Here is a 20,694-nt window from a genome sequence, read left to right as displayed (position 1 = left end):
GCTAGCAACAGGATAATTCAAAATTAATTACGTCTGGTAGTATACCATTCTCACTGTCAATATGCAGGAAACGTAGAGCAAACCGTGTTTTGTGCCCTGAGATTTGCGGGTAAATCAGGTATTCTGTAGATAGCTTGATACGCAACAATTCTTTGCCTTCTACATTATCTTGGTAGAAGCCATTATTAGACTCTCTGACTTCGAATTTTCCACTTTGCCGAATTAAAGTAAGAACAGTTTTTAATGCGTCATTTAGAGGCTCAATACTTTGTAGCCAGCCGTTAATCGCTTTATCCCGTTCAACTTGAGGGATATTTAACCAGAGTTGTAATGTAGGAAGATCAAAACTACAGCATCCTCCAGGAATGCTTAGGCGTTGGCGCACCATACTAATAATTTTATCTGTACGTAAGTGATGACCAAAACGAGGCGCAGACATTAAATGGGAAATTTTACCGGATAATTGTTCTAATAATGAGGAAATCAATTCATTATCTGCGTTAGGGGCTTCAGCCCAATTGGATAACCGAGTCCGTTGTTTTTCAAGTTCTTTAATTAGCTCAGAACGAACTTCCCCTCTATCGAGAATTTCAATTAATTCTGAAACAGAGCGAAAAAAAGCGATACCTGAAGAATAAGAGGTAATATTACTAAGCTCATAAATTTGAGATAAAAGTGTTTCAAGGCGCAACCATGAACGGATCTTTTCATTCATCGGATACTCATAAGTAATAAAATTTGTTGCAATTAATTCGCCCATTTTTATTCCTATTTTTTTATTTTTGCTAATGCTAAATATTGATTGTGTAGAATTGCTACCTTATCTGAAATATCTGTGTCGTTAGTGTGGTTTGTAATTATGTCATCGGCATAAGATAGACGTTTTTCACGGCTTACCTGCGCATTTAGTATATTCGTTATTTGCTCAAGACTGGTATTATCTCTTTTCAGGGTTCGCTGAATTTGTTCTTCGGGTGTTACATCTACAATTAACACTCTATTAGCCAAATGATAAATATTATTTTCAATTAATAATGGAACAACCCAGAGCACGTAAGGGTAATTTGCTTGTTGGAATTGCTTTTGTGTTTCTTGCTGAATAAGGGGGTGTAGCAGTGCATTCAACCATTTTTTTTCATTAGGGTTAGAGAAAATAATTTCCCTGAGCTTACGCCGGTTGAGAGAGCCATTAGGGAGAATAACCTCTTCACCAAAATGAGATTTAATGGTTTCTAATGCTGGTGTATTTGGCTCTACGACCTGACGCGCGATGACATCCGCATCGACAAGAGGGACACCGTATTTTGCAAACTCGTTTGCAACCGTTGTCTTTCCGCTACCAATACCACCTGTCAAAGCAACTATATAGGGCATAAAATTATTCATTTATTCATCGAAGAAAAATAGATTACACTGAAACAATCAGTTTGTCTTTACTCAATTTTGTATTAATTTTACTAGTTAAAAATAACTAGTGAAAGTACGCCATATGATATTGATATTCTGTAAATATAACAATTGTATCTTTATTAAAATAAGTTATAACCCAGTTATTACATTACCTAAATTAAATATCGGCAAATACATCGCTAACATAATCGTACCGACTAAAATTGCAATAAAAACCAATAAAATAGGCTCTAGGTTTTTGAGCGATTTTTCAGTTAAAAATAGATATTGCTCTGAATAATATTTAAATAAATATTGGGTGAAATACTGAAGCTTTCCTGACTCTTCAGCAATAGAGAGTAGCTGTACAGATAAATCAGGGAAGAATTTAGTGTGCTTCATTGCATAAGAAAGTAATTCCCCTTGGTGTACAGAGGTTTGTATTTGCCTACAATCTTTATTGTATTGGTAATTGCTGATAGTTTGAATAGTGCAACTTAAGCATTCAGATAATGATAATCCGACTCTTAATGTTGAGTGCATGGTTAAAAAATAAAGGCTTAAGTAATGGGTTTGTATTAAATCTTTGAGTAATGGTATGCGCATCATGACTCTATTTAAAATAGATTTAAGTGTAAATTTAAATTTAACTGTTAATACTGATAAAATGAAAAATATAAATAACAGAATGATTGATTTTTCTTGTATATATTCAGAGGTAAAAATAACAACTTTAGTAACAAAAGGTAATTCATGTTGAAAATTACCATATATATTTTCAAATTGAGGGACAACATAGTACATCATAATTATTAATAGTAAGATTGAAAATAGTGATAGTGCGATTGGATAACGTATTGCTTTTTTGATAAGTAATGCATTTTTTTCATTGTGTTCTAACATTGTGCTAATAACTTGAAAGCTTTCATCGTAACGCCCTGTTTTTTCGGCAACAATTATTAGGCTGACTATTGTGTTATTAAAAATAAGAGGGTGCTTATTTAGATGCTGTGAAAGCTTATCGCCTTTTTCTAGGTTTTCAATTGAATTTTCTATCATGTTTTGCCAATAAGGAAGGTGGCAATTAGATAGTAGTATTTTTAGGCATTGAACTAGGTTAATACCTGAAGATGCCAATATACTTAATTGGTGAAAGAAATGTATTCGATAATCTATATTCTCACGATTTAAAATAAAAATCATTTTAAATTTAATTTTTAATGGGGTTAGGTTATTTTTAGTAATTGCCAAAAAAGCATTTTTCTTACTACTGGCTAAAAGGTTTTTTTTAATTAAATTGTTGTTACTATCAATAGCAATATATGAATAAATAAACATAATTATAGTTTTCCATGCCCAATAACAGAATAAATTTCTTGCAGAGTTGTTTCACCTGATTCAACTAAAGTTAGGCCTGCTTTAAATAAGTTATCGAAACCCTCTATGCTAGAGGGCTGACCAGAAAATAATTTGCCTATCTTTGGTTGATCGATATACTCATAAATAGCGGTTCTGCCCATAAAGCCAGAGAAGCAGAGCTCACACCCTTTAGACGACCACTGATTAATAATTAGATCATCATTCAGTTTAACGGGCTGTGCTGTAATTCCTTTACAATAAGGGCAAAGCTTTCTTACTAACCTTTGTGCTATTACCATTTTTAAACACGATTTTAATTCAATATGACTAACGCCTAGCTGATTCATGCGCTCTATCGCACTAAAGGTACAATTAGTATGTAATGTTGATAAAACTAAATGCCCTGTTTGTGCGGCACGCGTGGCAATTTTAGCGGTTTCTTCATCTCTAATTTCCCCAATCATAATAATATCTGGGTCTTGTCTTAGTAATGCTCTCAGAATAAAAGCGAAGCTAAGATCATATTTTTCATTGACTTGAGTTTGATTGACCCCTTGTAAAGGGATCTCAATTGGGTCTTCGATGGTTGAGATATTTCTAGAGGACTTATTTAAATATTCAAGGGCACTATACAACGTTACTGTTTTACCGCTACCTGTAGGGCCTGTAACTAAAATTAACCCTTGTGGCTGATTTAGATAGTCTTGTAGTGAAGAAAGAAGGGAAGAGCACATCCCAATGTGCTCTAAAGAATATTTTAACTGTGTATTCAAAATGCGTAATACTAGTTTTTCACCATGAAGAGTTGGAATACTTGATAGGCGGATACTGTAATTTTTCCCATCAAAATGCCAACTCATTTGCCCATCTTGTGGACGCCGTTTTTCTGCGATATTCATTTTTGCGAGTATTTTTATACGAGCAATGATTTCATTGTTAATTTCATATGGTGGGGAAGGGATAAAATATAATTTCCCATCAACCCGCAACCTAATCTTTAACCCTTGTTTGGTAGGTTCAAGATGGATGTCCGATGAACGTTTATGAACAGCGGTTTTTAGTAGGTCCTCAACAAAATCAACAGCGGGTGAGCTAACATTAAGGGACTCAGCCTCTTTAGGTTGATATTGAGTCTCTTCTTCTTTTATTTGATGTATTTCACTGTTGAAATAATGGTCGATTTTCTCTTTTGGCCAAATATCGTAGCAAACGGGTACACTTGCAATAAATTTTAGTGTGGCAATTAAATTGTCATTAGGCTTTTTTGCGACAGCGATAGATAACCTTTTGTGATTATAATCAATTATGATCATATAGTTTCTATCACATATATTTTTTAACTCTTTTAAAATATATTGCTTGTCCTTGAGTGTGTTCATGAAAACTCCTAATTAAAATACAAATGTTTTTTCACATAATGATTTTAAATTTGCATCAGTTTTACTTTCACAAAGAACTGACCATTTAAAAGGCATGCTATTTGCTGGGATTGACGGTGTTAAGGTTATATTAAGTGCTGATAGTGACTTATCACCCGTTAATTTAATAACCCCAGACTTTACTTCTATTTTACTAATGTACTTTCCTGTTATATTAGTAGGTATGTTATTATTTCCATTATTACATTGTGATAAACTTCCTTGCTCAAAACTACACAGTTCTATACTACTTTTATAGGGGAGCACCATTTGTAGTACATCTGTCATCGCAGCTTTTTGCATATACCCTTGATAACCAGGAATAGCAATAGCACTAAGTATAGAAATGATTGCGATGACTACCATTATTTCGATAAGAGAAAAACCTTGCTGATTCATAATTAAAACCTCTTTTGTTTAGTGAGGTTTAATCATAATTAATTTTTTTTAATAAACTTATCGATAAATAAAAAAATAGAAAGCGTTTTGTAAGTTTTGTAGTGTGAAAGGATGCGTTACATTATTTTTTTTCGAGTGGCTTCGCAATAAAAAAAAGAATTGCTTTTAAAACAGTGTTAGGTAATGAATTGTTATATAAGATAAGTGCGGTGCTATTAACAGCTAATATATATTAAAATAAAAATATTAGCTGTTAATTAAGTATAATAACTATTAACGTTTTAATTTATTTTTATATTTTTGCCAATCGAAAAATGGGCCTGGGTCTGTTTTCCTTTCAGGGGCTATATCACTGTGACCAGTAATATTATGTTTAATTAATGGGTACACAGAAATAAGCAACTGGGTTAGTTGGGCAAGAGACTGGTATTGCGCTTCAGTGAATGGTTCAAAATCTGTACCTTCCAGCTCAATGCCAATTGAAAAATCATTACATTTTTCTTTACCTTGGTAGCTAGATTGCCCTGCATGCCAAGCTCGTAAATGAAAAGGTACATATTGAACGATCGCACCATCACGGCGTATTAAGCAGTGTGCAGAAACACGAAGGTGTTTGATTTCTTCAAAAAAGGGGTGTTCTTTAGGGTTTAACTTCCCTGTAAAGAGTTGATCAATATAAGGTCCACCAAACCTACCGGGGGGGAGGCTAATATTATGGATAACCAAAAGAGAAGGAATAACATTCTCAGGGCGTTGGTCGTGGTGTGGGGAAGGGATATGAGTCACATTATTTAGCCAACCATCATGTATTTTCATATCGTTATCCATAGTATTCTCTTTTCTTTTTTGTTAATACTCGTTATCTGCGAATGAAAAGATTAGCATAGATAAAATAAGACGGGTGCATATTTTGGAGTTATAAATGCCTATACGACGTTATGATGAACAGCAAAGACGTACAATTCTTCAGGCAAGATTGGATACGGATATTCCATTTATGGTTGGTGTTGCTCTGAAAGAAGATTTAGGTCAGGTCATTGATTATAAAAGGGATATAACAGGTCAGTTATTGAATGCGGATACTCAAGCGACTGCACGCATTATCACCCGTGAAAATGGGGTCTTTTGCGGGAAACAATGGTTAGAAGAGGTGTTTCTTCAACTAGGGGGGCAAGTCAAAATTGACTGGAAAGTACAAGATGGCGAAGTTGTTACGCCAAACCAAGTATTGTGTGAGATGCATGGCCCATCACAAATTTTATTAACTGGCGAACGTACTGCGTTGAACTTTATTCAAACACTTTCATCGGTATCAAGTGTAACCGCGCAGTATGTGAAACAAATCGAGGGGACGAAAGCTAAACTGCTTGATACCCGTAAAACCATACCTGGGCTGAGAACTGCTTTAAAGTATGCTGTGCTGATGGGCGGTGGTTTTAACCATCGACTAGGGTTGTCTGACGCTTATCTAATAAAAGAGAACCATATTATCTCCGCAGGGTCTGTTGAGCGCGCTGTTGAGTTAGCTCGCCAAGCTCACCCTGATGTACCGATTGAGATCGAAGTTGAAAGTTTAGCTGAGCTATTACGTGCTTTGAAGGCAGAGGCTGACATCATTATGTTAGATAACTTCACTTCAATGATGATGAAAGAAGCCGTAGTACTCACCGCAGGGAAAGCAGCACTTGAGGTCTCAGGGGATGTTACATTAAATACAATAAAGGAATTCGCGGAAACAGGGGTTGATTTTATTTCTGTAGGGGCATTGACTAAGCATATTAAAGCAATGGATTTATCAATGCGCTTTGTTGAAAGTAAAGTATAAATTGGCCTTTCTTTTACTGTTAAAATTAATTAGATCAAAGGGTTAGTGGAATCGGAGGGCGGTAAAATGTCATTATTTTTGTCGCCCCATGATTAAACTGAATAAATAGGCTTGCGCCTATCCGCAATATTGAAATATTAGCGTGTTATTCTATTCATTACTTCCATTTTATTCTGAAGTTTTATGGTAAAAAAAGTGTGTTATCAACACACTGTGTTTCACTTAAGTCAGGGTTAACTCTTTTGTTAACATTTTCATTACAATAGATAGTGTTTTTTAGAGCCTGAATATAGGTTGGTTTTTATTATCGATTACTTATTCAAAAAATATGAATTTAAATTTAAAGAATGACTTACTTTAACGCTTCAGCTTTTGTTTTTTAGCATAAAAAATCGGTTTTAATGTTAAAAATATTCATATGTGATTGGTTATTAAGTTATCAAATCATGCTAAATATTAAAAAAAATTGTTAAGATTTGCAGGATTTTATGATTTAGCGCAAGGTCTTTATGGACAGATAGTGAATACTTTGTTACTTTATTACCCCATAAGAAAATTGGTATTACCAATTAACACTGGGTAATACCTAATCAATAATTACTCACTAATGAATATGGCAGATTATGACTTACGGTAAAATTCGCCAACCAAAGTTATCAGATGTGATAGAGCAACGACTCGAACATCTTATTTTCGAAGGGACACTACGGCCCGGCGAAAAGCTGCCTCCTGAGCGTGAACTTGCCAAGCAATTCGACGTATCTAGGCCATCAGTGCGTGAAGCAATTCAAACGTTAGAAGCTAAAGGGCTTCTATCTCGTCGCCAAGGTGGCGGCACTTTCGTTCAAAAGAAAATGTGGCAAAGCTTCAGTGATCCTTTAGCCCAACTACTTGAAGGTAATCCCGAATCTCAATTCGATCTGCTTGAAACTCGCCATGCCCTCGAAGGTATTGCAGCTTATTATGCTGCACTTCGCGGCACAGAAGAGGATCTTGAACGAATTCGGCAAAGCTATGAACTAATTAAGACAGCACAAGAAAATGGCGGCCTAGAAGCTGAGTCAGATGCCGTATTGCAATATCAATTAATTGTGACGGAAGCTGCCCATAATGTTGTGCTATTACACCTATTGCGTTGCATGATCCCAATGCTAGAACAAAATATTCGTCAGAATTTTGAGTTCTTATATACCCGTAAAGAAATGTATAAAGCAGTTAGTGAACATAGAGCCCAGATTTTTGCAGCTATAATGGCAAGAGAGCCAGAAAAAGCGCGTGAAGCTTCTCATCGTCATTTAGCTTTTATCGAAGATTTGTTATTGGATATCAGCCGTGAACAGACAAGACGAGAACGTTCTTTACGTCGGTTACAGCAACATCCTGATTTAAATTAATAATATAGATCCTGACTGCTGCGTCTATATTATTGTGAATACTCTAAACGAGAGTTAAAGCGGCAACTACATCAGGGCCTATCTTCCCGCTATTTTTAGTCATATTGGGAAAATGGCAGGAAGATAGGCTCCATATAACCATATAAAATAGATAACAGATAAGGAATACACCATGTCAGATATGCTAAAAAATGACGTGGATCCGATTGAAACTCGCGACTGGCTACAGGCGATTGAATCGGTCATCCGTGAAGAAGGTGTTGATCGTGCTCAGTTTATTATCGAACAGGTATTAAGCGAAGCGCGTAAAGGCGGTGTTAATATTGCCGCTGGTGCATCTGGTCGTTCTGATTACATCAACACAATTGCTGTTGAAGATGAGCCGGCATACCCTGGTAACATGGATTTAGAGCGCCGTATTCGCTCGGCAATTCGCTGGAACGCAGTAATGACTGTTCTGCGGGCTTCTAAAAAAGACTTAGAACTGGGTGGCCATATGGCTTCTTACCAGTCATCAGCAACCTTATATGAAGTATGCTTCAACCACTTCTTCCGCGCTCATAATAACAATGATGGCGGTGACTTAGTATTTTTCCAAGGTCATATCTCTCCGGGGATCTACGCACGTGCTTTCTTAGAAGGTCGTCTAACTGAAGAGCAAATGAACAATTTCCGTCAAGAAATTGGCGGCAATGGTCTGTCTTCTTACCCGCACCCTAAATTAATGCCTGATTTCTGGCAGTTCCCAACCGTATCAATGGGGCTGGGGCCAATTAATGCTATTTATCAAGCTAAATTCCTGAAATACCTAAACAACCGTGGTCTGAAAGATACATCCGCTCAGCGTGTGTATGCATTCCTTGGTGATGGTGAGATGGATGAGCCAGAATCTAAAGGTGCAATTACTATTGCAACACGTGATCAATTAGATAACTTAGTTTTCGTTATTAACTGTAACCTGCAACGTCTGGATGGCCCAGTTACAGGTAACGGTAAAATTGTTAACGAATTAGAAGGTGTCTTTAGTGGCGCTGGCTGGCAAGTTATCAAAGTGATGTGGGGCGACCGTTGGGATGAACTGCTGCGTAAAGATACGAGTGGCAAACTTGTTCAACTGATGAACGAAACCTTAGACGGTGACTACCAAACCTTTAAATCACGTGATGGCGCATATGTCCGTGAGCACTTCTTCAACCGCTACCCTGAAACGGCTGCATTAGTTAAAGATATGACTGATGATGAGATTTGGGCACTGAACCGCGGTGGTCATGATCCGAAGAAAGTGTATGCAGCATTCAAAAAAGCACAAGAAACCAAAGGCAAACCAACTGTTATCTTAGCTCAAACCATTAAAGGTTATGGTATGGGTGAAACAGCAGAAGGTAAAAACATTGCGCACCAAGTGAAAAAAATGAACATGGATGGCGTTCGTCATTTCCGTGATCAATTCAATGTTCCAGTCGCTGATGAGCAAATCGAAAAACTGCCTTACGTTACTTTTGAAAAAGATTCAGAGGAATACAAATATCTGCACGAGCGCCGTCAAGCGCTGGGTGGTTATTTACCTGCTCGTCGTTCAACTTTTGATGAGAAGCTGGAAATCCCTGCACTGGAAGATTTCAGCCAATTATTAGAAGAACAATCGAAAGAAATTTCGACCACGATCGCTTTCGTTCGTGCATTGAACGTTATGTTGAAAAACAAGTCTATCAAAGAGCGTTTAGTGCCAATCATCGCTGATGAAGCGCGTACTTTTGGTATGGAAGGTCTATTCCGTCAAATTGGTATTTATAGCCCGAAAGGCCAGCAATACACACCACAAGACAGAGAACAAGTCGCATACTATAAAGAAGATTCGAAAGGTCAAATCCTGCAAGAAGGTATCAATGAATTGGGTGCAGGTTCTTCTTGGTTAGCTGCTGCAACATCTTACAGCACTAACAACTTGCCGATGATCCCATTCTATATCTACTACTCAATGTTTGGTTTCCAACGTATTGGTGACTTAATGTGGGCAGCGGGTGACCAACAAGCACGTGGCTTCTTGATTGGTGGTACTTCAGGTCGTACAACGCTAAATGGTGAAGGTTTACAACACGAAGATGGCCATAGCCATATTCAATCACTGACAATCCCTAACTGTATTTCTTATGACCCAGCATTTGCTTATGAAGTTGCTGTGATCATGCAAAACGGTTTAGAGCGCATGTACGGTGAAAAACAAGAGAACGTGTATTACTACATCACAACTCTGAACGAAAACTATCATATGCCTGCAATGCCAGAAGGTGTAGAAGAAGGTATCCGTAAAGGTATCTATAAACTGGCTTCAGTTGAAGGTAGTAAAGGCAAAGTTCAGTTGTTAGGTTCAGGTTCTATGATGCGTCATGTGCGTGAAGCGGCGGATATTCTGTCTGCAGATTATGGCATCGGCTCTGATGTATACAGCGTGACTTCATTTACTGAATTGGCGCGTGATGGCCAAGACTGTGAGCGTTGGAATATGCTACACCCATCTGAAGCTCCACGTGTTCCATATATCGCACAAGTGATGAACGATGCACCAGCAGTAGCGTCAACTGACTACATGAAACTGTTTGCTGAACAAGTTCGTACTTATGTACCAGCAAGTGACTACCGTGTTCTGGGTACAGATGGCTTCGGTCGTTCAGATAGCCGTGAAAACTTACGTCACCACTTTGAAGTGGATACTAGCTATGTGATCGTTGCAGCATTAGGTGAATTAGCTAAACGTGGTGAGATTGATGTTAAGGTCGTTGAAGAAGCGATCAAAAAATACAACATCAACCCAGATAAAGTTAACCCACGTTTGGCATAAGAGGTAAAAATCAATGTCTATTGAAATCAAAGTGCCAGATATCGGTGCTGATGAAGTTGAAGTCACCGAAGTGATGGTTAAAGTGGGTGATAAAGTAGAAGCTGAGCAATCGCTTATTACCGTTGAAGGTGATAAAGCTTCTATGGAAGTCCCATCTCCACAAGCGGGTGTGGTTAAAGAAATTAAAATTGCAGTTGGTGATAAAGTCACAACCGGTAAATTGATTATGCTGTTTGAAGCAGAAGCGGGTGCAGCAGCACCTGCTCCAGCAGAAGCACCTGCAGCGGCTCCAACGGCAGCACCAAGCGCAGCAGCGTCAAAAGACGTTGCTGTACCAGATATCGGTGGTGATGAAGTTGAAGTTACCGAAATCATGGTAAAAGTCGGTGACACCGTTGAAGCTGAGCAATCATTGATTACTGTTGAAGGTGATAAAGCTTCGATGGAAGTACCTGCTCCATTTGCAGGTACTGTTAAAGAAATCAAGATCTCGACTGGCGACAAAGTACAAACTGGCTCGCTAATTATGGTCTTTGAAGTGGCAGGCGCAGCGCCAGCAGCAGCTCCAGCTTCTGAAACGGCGGCACCAGCTGCTCCAGCAGCTTCAGCAATTAAAGATGTTAATGTTCCAGATATTGGTGGCGATGAAGTTGAAGTTACCGAAGTGATGGTTAAAGTGGGTGACACCGTTGAAGCTGAGCAATCAATCATTACGGTTGAAGGCGACAAAGCATCAATGGAAGTGCCTGCACCATTTGCGGGAACTGTTAAAGAAATCAAAATTGCGACTGGCGACAAAGTGAAAACTGGCTCGCTGATTATGACTTTTGAAGTTGCGGGTGCAGCGCCAGCTGCGGCACCAGCACCTCAAGCATCAGCACCTGCTCAAGCAGCAACGCCAGCTCCTGCGGCGGCTACTCCAGCTAAAGCCGCTGATAGCAAAAATGAATTCGTTGAAAACGATGCATATGTACATGCAACGCCAGTTATTCGTCGCTTAGCGCGTGAATTTGGTGTTAACTTAGCGAAAGTAAAAGGTACAGGCCGTAAAGGTCGTATCCTGCGTGAAGACGTTCAAGCTTACGTGAAAGATGCGGTTAAACGCGCAGAGTCTCCAGCAGCAGCTGGTGGTGGTTTACCAGGCATGTTGCCGTGGCCAAAAGTGGATTACAGCAAATTCGGTGAAGTCGAAGAAGTTGAACTGGGCCGTATTCAAAAAATCTCTGGTGCTAACCTGAGCCGTAACTGGGTGATGATCCCGCATGTTACGCTAATGGAAGAAGTAGATACCACAGAAGTTGAAGAATTCCGTAAGCAACAAAATAAAGAAGCAGAGAAAAAACAGCTTGGCGTGAAAATTACCCCACTGGTATTTGTCATGAAAGCCGTTGCTCGCGCACTGGAAGAAATGCCACGCTTTAATAGCTCGATTTCTGAAGATGCGCAGCGTTTATTCCTGAAAAAATACATCAACATCGGTATTGCAGTTGATACACCAAATGGCTTAGTTGTTCCTGTCTTTAAAGACGTTAACAAAAAAGGCATTTTAGAGTTATCTCGCGAACTGATGGAAGTTTCTAAGAAAGCACGTGCAGGTAAACTGACTGCATCTGATATGCAAGGCGGATGTTTCACTATTTCTAGCCTTGGTGGTATCGGAACAACCGGCTTTGCACCAATTGTGAATGCACCAGAAGTTGCGATTATGGGGCTGTCACGTTCTGCAATGAAACCAGTTTGGAATGGTAGTGAGTTTGTTCCTCGCCTGATCCTGCCTATGTCACTGTCCTTTGACCATCGTGTTATTGATGGCGCTGATGGAGCTCGCTTCATTACCTTAGTAGGGCAATTAATGAGCGATATTCGCCGCTTAGTGATGTAAATAATAAGACCGGCTTATAGGCCGGTCTGCTTTATTTAGGCTGAGACAGAATTTTTTGCTGCTGCTACGAAAGGTTGGGAGTTACATCACGAAATGAGCCTTTTCAGGGTGTTAACAATTCTGTAAACTGCTCTCGGTGTGTACTTTTCCAGTGGAAAATCGTTTATTCAGCAGTACCGCTGGACAAAACAAAAAGAGGTCATGATGAGTACTGAAATTAAAGCCCAAGTCGTTGTGCTTGGTGCAGGCCCTGCAGGTTATTCTGCGGCTTTCCGTTGCGCTGACTTAGGTTTAGAAACTGTTTTAGTAGAACGTTATTCAACGCTTGGTGGGGTTTGTTTAAACGTTGGCTGTATCCCTTCAAAAGCTTTATTGCATGTTGCAAAAGTGATCGAAGAAGCAAAAGCTTTAGCTGAGCACGGTATTGTTTTTGGTGAGCCAAAAACTGACATTTCCAAAGTTCGTTTATGGAAAGAAAAAGTGATTAATCAGCTGACTGGCGGTCTAGCTGGTATGGCTAAAGGCCGTAAAGTTAACGTGGTTAACGGCTTCGGTAAATTTACAGGCGCTAATACTCTGGTTGTTGAAGGCGAAAATGGTAGTACGACTATCAATTTCGATAACGCAATCATTGCTGCAGGTTCCCGTCCAATTCAATTACCATTTATCCCACATGAAGACCCACGTATTTGGGATTCAACAGATGCATTAGAACTGACTGAAGTTCCTGAGCGTCTGCTGGTGATGGGTGGTGGTATTATCGGTTTAGAAATGGGGACTGTGTATCATGCACTGGGTTCTCAAATCGATGTGGTTGAAATGTTTGACCAAGTCATCCCAGCGGCTGACAAAGATGTGGTTAAAGTATTCACCAAACAAATCAGTAAAAAATTCAACCTACTGTTAGAAACTAAAGTAACAGCAGTTGAAGCGAAAGAAGACGGTATCTACGTTTCGATGGAAGGTAAAAAAGCTTCCGCAGAACCACAACGTTATGATGCGGTATTAGTGGCTATCGGCCGTGTTCCTAATGGTAAAAACTTGGATGCAGGCAAAGCAGGCGTCGAAGTTGATGATCGTGGCTTTATCCATGTGGATAAACAAATGCGCACTAACGTGCCACATATTTTCGCTATCGGTGATATCGTTGGTCAGCCAATGTTAGCGCATAAAGGTGTGCATGAAGGTCATGTTGCCGCTGAGGTTATCTCTGGTCTGAAACATTACTTTGACCCGAAAGTTATTCCTTCTATTGCCTATACTGAGCCAGAAGTTGCATGGGTTGGTTTAACTGAGAAAGAAGCAAAAGAGCAAAATATCAGCTATGAAGTTGCGACTTTCCCATGGGCAGCATCAGGCCGTGCAATCGCATCTGATTGTTCAGAAGGTATGACTAAACTGATTTTCGACAAGCAATCTAACCGTGTTATTGGTGGTGCTGTTGTCGGTGTCAACGGTGGTGAATTACTGGGTGAAATCGGCCTAGCAATTGAGATGGGTTGTGATGCCGAAGATTTAGCATTAACTATCCACGCGCACCCAACACTGTACGAATCAATCGGTATGGCTGCTGAAATTTACGAAGGTAGCATTACTGATTTACCAAACGCTAAAGCGAAAAAGAAAAAATAATTTTCTTTAACTGCACTGATAAACAGTATCTCTAGTATGCTGTTTATCACCAAAGCGAATTGAAGCCAATGTGGAAACATGTTGGCTTTTTTTTGTTTTTGTGAATATAAACAACTAGTCACATGTTTCAGTTCAATTATTTATTAAAATCTAAACAAATATTAATTGAAAATAATTTAATTACCTTCAGAAAAAACATTGCGGAGATTGAAAAACCGCTCGGCTGGAAATTTTTAATTGACCCACAAAAATATCCTTGTACATAAAAATGGCATTCAAATAGGAAATAGGACTTTAATTGAAATGCCAAATAAAGGTAACGCAAAGGTTTTTAATGGAGCATCAGAAGTAGAAATTAAGCAGTAAAGGCACTGTGCTTTATTGGCAAGTCGATAATTTTAATTTGGCCTGTGAACATTTCACTCAGTTAGGAGCAAAATTATATCGAGGGCCAATGTTAATCGATGATAACAACCACATGTGCCAGTTTATTGACCGCTTCGGAAATTTACTTGGAATAAAAGGTTAATAAAATCAATAAAATCCTTTAAATAGATTAAAACCAATCGTAATGATTTACCTTATCAATTAGTAATGTAAATAAAATTACGATAATAAATATAATTTGTGATACCCAAAGGAAAAAGCCATAAAAGAGGGTGCTTTAATCAGCGAAATGCATTATAAAAAGTATGGTTTTTTCAGCTTTTTATAAAGATTTATAATCTCTTAAGCTAAAAAATAACCCGTAATTAAGTGTTAAGGCATGAAGTTAGTAGATAAATGTTACTTTCTTGTGAATGAATTAACATTGCGTTTAAATTCTGCTATGCTGAGAGCCCGAAGCTGGACATAATTTTACCGCCATTGAGATTATGCGAGCAAATTCCTCTGACCTGGCACCGGATGATATTTTTATCAGTAAGGTGCAGACAGCCGGGTATATAAATAACAAAGAAGCGAGGAGAACGTCGTGCTAGAAGAATACCGTAAGCACGTAGCCGAGCGTGCCGCTCAAGGGATTGTCCCTAAGCCATTAGATGCGTCACAAGTAGCTGCACTGGTAGAGTTACTAAAAAACCCACCCAAAGGTGAAGAAGATTTCTTGTTAGACCTGCTAACCAACCGCGTCCCCCCTGGTGTTGATGAAGCAGCGTACGTAAAAGCTGGATTTTTAGCCGCAATTGCTAAAGGCGAAACTTCCTCTTCTCTTATCTCCCCTGAAAAAGCCATTGAATTACTAGGTACCATGCAGGGCGGATATAACATCCATGCACTAATTGAAGCTCTTGATGATGCTAAATTAGCGCCTATCGCAGCGAAAGCCCTTTCCCATACATTATTAATGTTTGATAACTTCTACGACGTAGAAGAAAAAGCGAAAGCTGGAAATGCGCATGCGAAACAAGTTATTGAATCATGGGCTGATGCTGAGTGGTTCAAACAGCGCCCTGCATTAGCAGAAAAAATGACCGTGACTGTTTTTAAAGTCACTGGCGAAACGAATACTGATGACTTATCTCCAGCTCCGGATGCATGGTCACGTCCTGATATCCCTCTACACGCTTTAGCCATGCTGAAAAATGCGCGCGATGGTATTGAACCAGACGATGCGGGCAATGTTGGCCCAATCAAGCAAATCGACGCGCTAAATAAGAAAGGCTTCCCATTAGCTTACGTGGGTGACGTAGTCGGTACCGGTTCTTCTCGTAAATCAGCCACTAACTCCGTGCTGTGGTTTATGGGTGATGATATCCCATTTGTGCCAAATAAACGTGGTGGTGGGGTAGTATTAGGCGGCAAAATTGCCCCAATCTTCTTCAATACGATGGAAGATGCTGGTGCGTTACCGATTGAAGTGGATGTGTCTAAACTAAATATGGGTGATGTTATTGATATCTATCCATTTAAAGGTGAAGTACGCAACCATGAAACAGGTGAGCTGCTTGAAACATTTGAATTAAAAACGGATGTTTTAATTGATGAAGTCCGTGCCGGTGGCCGTATTCCATTGATTATTGGCCGTGGTTTAACTAACAAGGCTCGCGAATCATTAGGTTTAGAAGCAACTGATGTATTCCGTCATGCGAAATCTGTAGCTCAAAGCAACCGTGGTTTCTCATTGGCACAGAAAATGGTTGGTCGTGCTTGTGGTCGCCCGGGTATCCGCCCAGGTGAGTATTGTGAGCCAAAAATGACGTCAGTAGGTTCACAGGATACAACAGGCCCAATGACACGTGATGAGCTAAAAGACTTAGCTTGCCTTGGTTTTTCTGCTGACTTAGTGATGCAGTCATTCTGTCACACTGCGGCGTATCCAAAACCTGTTGACGTTACTACACACCATACATTACCGGATTTCATCATGAACCGTGGTGGTGTTTCTCTGCGCCCGGGCGACGGTATTATCCACTCTTGGTTAAACCGTATGCTCTTGCCTGATACCGTCGGTACAGGTGGTGACTCACATACGCGTTTCCCTATTGGTATTTCATTCCCAGCAGGGTCAGGGCTAGTTGCGTTCGCAGCGGCAACAGGGGTAATGCCTCTGGATATGCCTGAGTCTGTTTTAGTTCGTTTCAAAGGTGAAATGCAACCAGGTATCACATTACGTGACCTTGTTCATGCCATCCCTTTGTATGCGATTAAAGACGGCCTTCTGACTGTTGAGAAAAAAGGTAAGAAAAATATTTTCTCAGGTCGTATTTTAGAAATCGAAGGTTTGCCAGAACTGAAAGTTGAACAAGCGTTTGAATTAGCTGATGCTTCAGCAGAACGTTCAGCCGCAGGTTGTACTATTAAATTAGATAAAGCACCAATCACTGAATACTTACAATCGAATATCGTTTTATTGAAATGGATGATCGCTGAAGGTTATGGCGACCGCCGCACTATCGAACGTCGTATTAAAGGTATGGAAAGTTGGTTAGCTGATCCGCAACTGCTCGAAGGCGATGCAGATGCAGAATATGCAGCAGTGATTGAAATTGACTTAAACGATATTAAAGAGCCAATTTTGTGTGCACCAAATGACCCTGATGATGCACGTTTACTGTCTGATGTCCAAAACGAGAAAATTGATGAAGTGTTTATCGGTTCTTGTATGACAAACATCGGTCACTTCCGTGCAGCAGGTAAATTACTGGATTCTCACAAAGGCCAGTTACCAACCCGCTTATGGGTTGCTCCACCCACTAAGATGGATGCAGCACAATTAACCGAAGAAGGTTATTACAGTGTGTTTGGTAAGAGTGGTGCAAGGATAGAAGTTCCAGGCTGTTCACTGTGTATGGGTAACCAAGCGCGTGTGGCGGATGGGGCAACGGTTGTTTCGACATCAACCCGTAACTTCCCTAACCGTTTAGGAACAGGGGCGAATGTGTATCTTGCATCAGCTGAGCTTGCTGCAGTTGCTTCATTGTTAGGCCGTTTACCAACGCCTGCAGAGTACCAGCAATTTATGGATAAAGTCGACGAAACAGCAGCGGATACATACCGTTACTTGAACTTTGACCAATTATCACAATATACCGAAAAAGCGGATGGCGTGATTTTCCAAACAGCGGTTTAAACCACTTTTTATATTAACCGTAAAGGCTCCTAATTTAGGGGCCTTTTTTGTCTCTATTGCAGAATATTGAGTTAAATGTATTGTGAAATTTCAATTAGGTTTAAGTCAGGGTCGCGTAAATAAATTGACATAATTGGCCCCACTGCACCAGTACGTTTCACTGGCCCTTCTACAATTTTTACACCTTGTTGTTCGATGTGTGCCTGTACCTGTTCAAGGGGGATATCGCTAATAAAACACAGGTCTAATGCGCCGGGAACGGGTAAATGTGCTTTCGGCTCAAATTCCTTTCCATATTGATGAATATTTATTTTTTGCTGACCGAATTGCAGGGCATAGCGTTGTTCACCAAAGGTCATCACTGACATCTTTAATACACGCTGGTAGAAATCAAGACAGGCATCAAGGTGAGTGGTTGTTAGGACTAAATGGTCTAAGCGGTTGATCATTGGAACTCCTATAATCTAAACAGAGGTTATTATCATTTTTTAGTCATTTAATATTAAGTGAATATAAAAATTATAGTGTTGAAATTGGTGTTTTATCGAATTTTCTTTCAGCGAGCAGGTAATACCTCTCAACAAACGTGATTGTCTCACGTTATACTGGTCATAATGACGCAAAGAGTAGAGGTATTGCATATGGACTACCAATTTTTCCAAGATATCACCGGAGCTATCTCCGCTAAATTCTCGATGGATCATGAGGCTATTGGATATTGGCTTAATGAAGAGGTTAAAAATAACCTTAGTCTGTTAGATGCTATCGAAGATAATTATAAAAAAGTCAAAGGCAGTGAAAAGCAGTGGGAGCTTATTGGTCATGAATATACACTGTTACTTGATGATGAAGAGGTGATGATCCGAGCTAATCAATTATTCTTTGAAACAGATGGCCTAGAAGAGGGAATGAGTTATTACGATAATGAAAGTATTGCATTTTGCGGTATCGATGACTTTCTTTTAATGTTAAAAGATTACCGTGTTTTTGTTATTGAAAATGGGAAAAAATAATTTTTTTAGTGATTTGTTTTGTATTTCTATAAATTATCGCTATTATTTTCAGGGTATAGCTAGCTATTAAACTTTTTATTAGAAACTTAAATGGCTAGGGTTGATATTGATAATGAGATCCAAAAGGGCATATATATATGAATACTGATGATGTTACAGGGGCGTTGAATAATGCAACGAATTGGTTTGTGGCAAACCAAGATCTGTTAGTTCAGTATGTGGTGAACATCGTGTCAGCTATTGTTATCCTCATAGTCGGTATGATGGTAGCAAAAGCAGTCGGGCGCGGTTTGCATCGCGTAATGACGATGAAAGGCATTGACGCTACAGTGAGTGATTTTTTATCTGCAATAGTTCGCTATACGATTGTTGCGTTTACCTTAATCGCGGTATTAGGCAAAATAGGTGTACAGACAGCTTCCGTTATTGCGGTAATGGGGGCGGCAGGTTTAGCGGTTGGTTTGGCATTACAAAATTCACTCGGTAACTTTGCTGCTGGTGTATTACTGGTAATATTTAGGCCATTAAAAGCGGGGGAGTATGTCACTATAGGTGCGGTTGAAGGCACGGTGCAAAATGTGCAAATATTCTCAACCACACTAAAAACAGTTGATGACCGCATTATTGTTATTCCAAATGGCAAAATAATTGCTGATAACATAATTAACACCTCACGTGAACCTAACCGTCGTCAAGATATCATTGTCGGGGTGGCTTATGACTCTGATATTGATACCGTGAAAAAAGTATTAGGTGATATTGTTGCGGCTGATGAACGTATTCAGCACAGCAAAGGGGTCACGATACGTTTACATGATATGGCGCCATCTTCATTAAATTACGTAGTGCGTTTTTGGACGACAAATGGGGATGCATGGCCAGTGTATTGGGATCTGCTAGAAGAATTCAAGCGTGCCTTAGATAAGCACCAAATTGGTATTCCATTCCCACAAATGGATGTCCATTTATACAAACAAGATACAGCAACGAATAAAGTATCAGCAGAGTAATTTGCATTAATATTTAAAAATGGAGCCAATTTGGCTCCATTTTTGTTTTTAATATACCAATATGGCATTGGCATTTATGACAGAAAATCTAGCTTAATTAAGTTAAATGCCATAAGTCTGACTTATGACCCATTAGAGTAAATCATTTCCGCTAATAATTGTTTCTCGCTAATATCCCGCATATAAATTGAATAACTATTTGGAATTTATGCATGATTACGATTTATTTTCAGGGGATATTATTGGGTGCAGCAATGATATTGCCATTAGGGCCACAAAATGCATTTGTTTTACAGCAGGGAAGTCGTAAGCAGTTTCATTTAATGAGTGCATTGTTATGCTCTTTAAGTGATGCCGTTTTAATTAGTGCTGGTGTTTTTGGTGGTAGTGCATTACTGAGTCAGTCAGAAATATTAATGCAATTGATAACTTGGGCTGGGGTATTGTTTCTTTTGTGGTATGGCTATGGTGCATTCCGTATTGCAATGAGCCCAGATGAGACAATTCTTCAAGTTGAAAACCGAGTGATTACTCGGTGGAAAGTAATTGTAACTTTGTTTGCCGTGACATGGTTAAACCCACACGTGTACTTAGATACTTTTGTTGTGTTAGGTAGCGTAGGTGGCCAACTAGAAAGCCAGCTACGGCCTTGGTTTACCGCAGGTGCACTGACGGCATCCTTTGTATGGTTTTTTGCTTTAGCTATATTAGCTGCATGGTTTTCACCTGTACTTAATAAACCTCGTTCACAACGCTTGATCAACGTATTTGTTGGTAGTGTTATGTGGTTTATTGCTGTTCAGTTAGCATTGCAAGGCTTAAAAGGGTTTTAAAAGACAATATTACATCAACAGATTGAAAACGCCTTTCAGTTTCTTATTATTCTGAACTACGTTTTTTATTTAGTGTGATATTGTTAAGTTGTATTGAGGGATAGTTTGTTATGAACTATCCTTTTTTTAG

At 39.2% G+C, this 20,694-nt stretch carries 16 protein-coding genes; 9 read left to right on the top strand and 7 right to left on the bottom strand.

Annotated features, from left to right (window positions below):
• Position 1: 1 nt before the first annotated feature.
• The 6 genes from zapD to ampD form a co-directional block, all read right to left on the bottom strand.
• Complete coding sequence (gene zapD, locus P3L56_RS14595) at positions 2–760, bottom strand: cell division protein ZapD (protein ID WP_042845094.1); 759 nt, start codon at positions 758–760, stop codon at positions 2–4.
• 8 nt (positions 761–768) lie between these two features.
• A complete protein-coding gene (gene coaE / locus P3L56_RS14590; RefSeq protein WP_042845092.1) occupies positions 769–1,374 on the bottom strand; it encodes a dephospho-CoA kinase in 606 nt (201 codons plus the stop codon).
• A 165-nt stretch (positions 1,375–1,539) separates the two neighbouring features.
• A complete protein-coding gene (locus P3L56_RS14585) occupies positions 1,540–2,727 on the bottom strand; it encodes a type II secretion system F family protein (RefSeq protein WP_048607935.1) in 1,188 nt (395 codons plus the stop codon).
• 2 nt (positions 2,728–2,729) lie between these two features.
• A complete protein-coding gene (locus P3L56_RS14580) occupies positions 2,730–4,127 on the bottom strand; it encodes an ATPase, T2SS/T4P/T4SS family (RefSeq protein ID WP_129466216.1) in 1,398 nt (465 codons plus the stop codon).
• 12 nt (positions 4,128–4,139) lie between these two features.
• Positions 4,140–4,565: a prepilin peptidase-dependent pilin gene (gene ppdD / locus P3L56_RS14575; RefSeq protein WP_042845088.1), complete on the bottom strand. Its 426-nt coding sequence runs from the start codon at positions 4,563–4,565 to the stop codon at positions 4,140–4,142.
• A gap of 273 nt (positions 4,566–4,838) precedes the next feature.
• Positions 4,839–5,381, bottom strand: coding sequence for a 1,6-anhydro-N-acetylmuramyl-L-alanine amidase AmpD (gene ampD, locus P3L56_RS14570; RefSeq protein ID WP_370661217.1), 543 nt, complete (start codon positions 5,379–5,381; stop codon positions 4,839–4,841).
• A gap of 106 nt (positions 5,382–5,487) precedes the next feature.
• Between ampD and nadC the strand changes: the two genes are divergently transcribed.
• The 6 genes from nadC to acnB all read left to right on the top strand — a co-directional run bounded on the left by nadC (position 5,488) and on the right by acnB (position 17,708).
• Complete coding sequence (gene nadC / locus P3L56_RS14565) at positions 5,488–6,390, top strand: carboxylating nicotinate-nucleotide diphosphorylase (RefSeq protein WP_042845085.1); 903 nt, start codon at positions 5,488–5,490, stop codon at positions 6,388–6,390.
• Positions 6,391–7,013: 623 nt separating this feature from the next.
• A complete protein-coding gene (gene pdhR, locus P3L56_RS14560; protein WP_042845083.1) occupies positions 7,014–7,784 on the top strand; it encodes a pyruvate dehydrogenase complex transcriptional repressor PdhR in 771 nt (256 codons plus the stop codon).
• A 172-nt stretch (positions 7,785–7,956) separates the two neighbouring features.
• Complete coding sequence (gene aceE / locus P3L56_RS14555; protein WP_042845081.1) at positions 7,957–10,623, top strand: pyruvate dehydrogenase (acetyl-transferring), homodimeric type; 2,667 nt, start codon at positions 7,957–7,959, stop codon at positions 10,621–10,623.
• A gap of 13 nt (positions 10,624–10,636) precedes the next feature.
• Positions 10,637–12,505, top strand: a complete 1,869-nt coding sequence (gene aceF, locus P3L56_RS14550; RefSeq protein WP_048607932.1) for a pyruvate dehydrogenase complex dihydrolipoyllysine-residue acetyltransferase — start codon at positions 10,637–10,639, stop codon at positions 12,503–12,505.
• Positions 12,506–12,709: 204 nt separating this feature from the next.
• Entirely contained in the window at positions 12,710–14,137 is a 1,428-nt protein-coding gene (lpdA, locus tag P3L56_RS14545) for a dihydrolipoyl dehydrogenase (RefSeq protein ID WP_094301215.1), read from the top strand.
• A 973-nt stretch (positions 14,138–15,110) separates the two neighbouring features.
• Positions 15,111–17,708, top strand: a complete 2,598-nt coding sequence (acnB, locus tag P3L56_RS14540) for a bifunctional aconitate hydratase 2/2-methylisocitrate dehydratase (protein WP_042845076.1) — start codon at positions 15,111–15,113, stop codon at positions 17,706–17,708.
• Between the two features lie 71 nt (positions 17,709–17,779).
• Here acnB and P3L56_RS14535 read toward each other — a convergent pair whose 3' ends face one another.
• Positions 17,780–18,157, bottom strand: coding sequence for a VOC family protein (locus P3L56_RS14535; protein WP_042845074.1), 378 nt, complete (start codon positions 18,155–18,157; stop codon positions 17,780–17,782).
• A 192-nt stretch (positions 18,158–18,349) separates the two neighbouring features.
• Here P3L56_RS14535 and P3L56_RS14530 point away from each other — a divergent pair, with 192 nt between their 5' ends.
• The 3 genes from P3L56_RS14530 to argO all read left to right on the top strand — a co-directional run bounded on the left by P3L56_RS14530 (position 18,350) and on the right by argO (position 20,564).
• The gene (locus P3L56_RS14530; protein ID WP_042845072.1) at positions 18,350–18,721 is read left to right on the top strand and encodes a YacL family protein; all 372 of its coding nucleotides are present in this window, start codon (positions 18,350–18,352) and stop codon (positions 18,719–18,721) included.
• A 137-nt stretch (positions 18,722–18,858) separates the two neighbouring features.
• Positions 18,859–19,731, top strand: a complete 873-nt coding sequence (mscS, locus tag P3L56_RS14525; protein ID WP_048607929.1) for a small-conductance mechanosensitive channel MscS — start codon at positions 18,859–18,861, stop codon at positions 19,729–19,731.
• Positions 19,732–19,943: 212 nt separating this feature from the next.
• On the top strand, positions 19,944–20,564 hold the full coding sequence (gene argO, locus P3L56_RS14520) for an arginine exporter ArgO (RefSeq protein WP_042845070.1): 621 nt from the start codon (positions 19,944–19,946) through the stop codon (positions 20,562–20,564).
• Positions 20,565–20,694: the final 130 nt, after the last annotated feature.

Source organism: Providencia sp. PROV024, assembly GCF_032709665.1.
GTDB lineage: Bacteria > Pseudomonadota > Gammaproteobacteria > Enterobacterales > Enterobacteriaceae > Providencia > Providencia huashanensis.
Note: the sequence above shows the minus strand (reverse complement) of the source record. Positions and strands in the feature narration are given on the sequence as shown.

Bases quoted from the DNA above. Each gene is read 5' to 3' on its own strand.
- argO (WP_042845070.1), top strand. From the start codon at position 19,944: ATGATTACGATTTATTTTCAGGGGATATTATTGGGTGCAGCAATGATA.
- ppdD (WP_042845088.1), bottom strand. From the start codon at position 4,565: ATGAATCAGCAAGGTTTTTCTCTTATCGAAATAATGGTAGTCATCGCA.
- P3L56_RS14535 (WP_042845074.1), bottom strand. From the start codon at position 18,157: ATGATCAACCGCTTAGACCATTTAGTCCTAACAACCACTCACCTTGAT.
- coaE (WP_042845092.1), bottom strand. From the start codon at position 1,374: ATGCCCTATATAGTTGCTTTGACAGGTGGTATTGGTAGCGGAAAGACA.
- P3L56_RS14585 (WP_048607935.1), bottom strand. From the start codon at position 2,727: ATGTTTATTTATTCATATATTGCTATTGATAGTAACAACAATTTAATT.
- aceF (WP_048607932.1), top strand. From the start codon at position 10,637: ATGTCTATTGAAATCAAAGTGCCAGATATCGGTGCTGATGAAGTTGAA.
- P3L56_RS14580 (WP_129466216.1), bottom strand. From the start codon at position 4,127: ATGAACACACTCAAGGACAAGCAATATATTTTAAAAGAGTTAAAAAAT.
- aceE (WP_042845081.1), top strand. From the start codon at position 7,957: ATGTCAGATATGCTAAAAAATGACGTGGATCCGATTGAAACTCGCGAC.
- P3L56_RS14530 (WP_042845072.1), top strand. From the start codon at position 18,350: ATGGACTACCAATTTTTCCAAGATATCACCGGAGCTATCTCCGCTAAA.
- zapD (WP_042845094.1), bottom strand. From the start codon at position 760: ATGGGCGAATTAATTGCAACAAATTTTATTACTTATGAGTATCCGATG.
- ampD (WP_370661217.1), bottom strand. From the start codon at position 5,381: ATGAAAATACATGATGGTTGGCTAAATAATGTGACTCATATCCCTTCC.
- mscS (WP_048607929.1), top strand. From the start codon at position 18,859: ATGAATACTGATGATGTTACAGGGGCGTTGAATAATGCAACGAATTGG.
- nadC (WP_042845085.1), top strand. From the start codon at position 5,488: ATGCCTATACGACGTTATGATGAACAGCAAAGACGTACAATTCTTCAG.
- lpdA (WP_094301215.1), top strand. From the start codon at position 12,710: ATGAGTACTGAAATTAAAGCCCAAGTCGTTGTGCTTGGTGCAGGCCCT.
- pdhR (WP_042845083.1), top strand. From the start codon at position 7,014: ATGACTTACGGTAAAATTCGCCAACCAAAGTTATCAGATGTGATAGAG.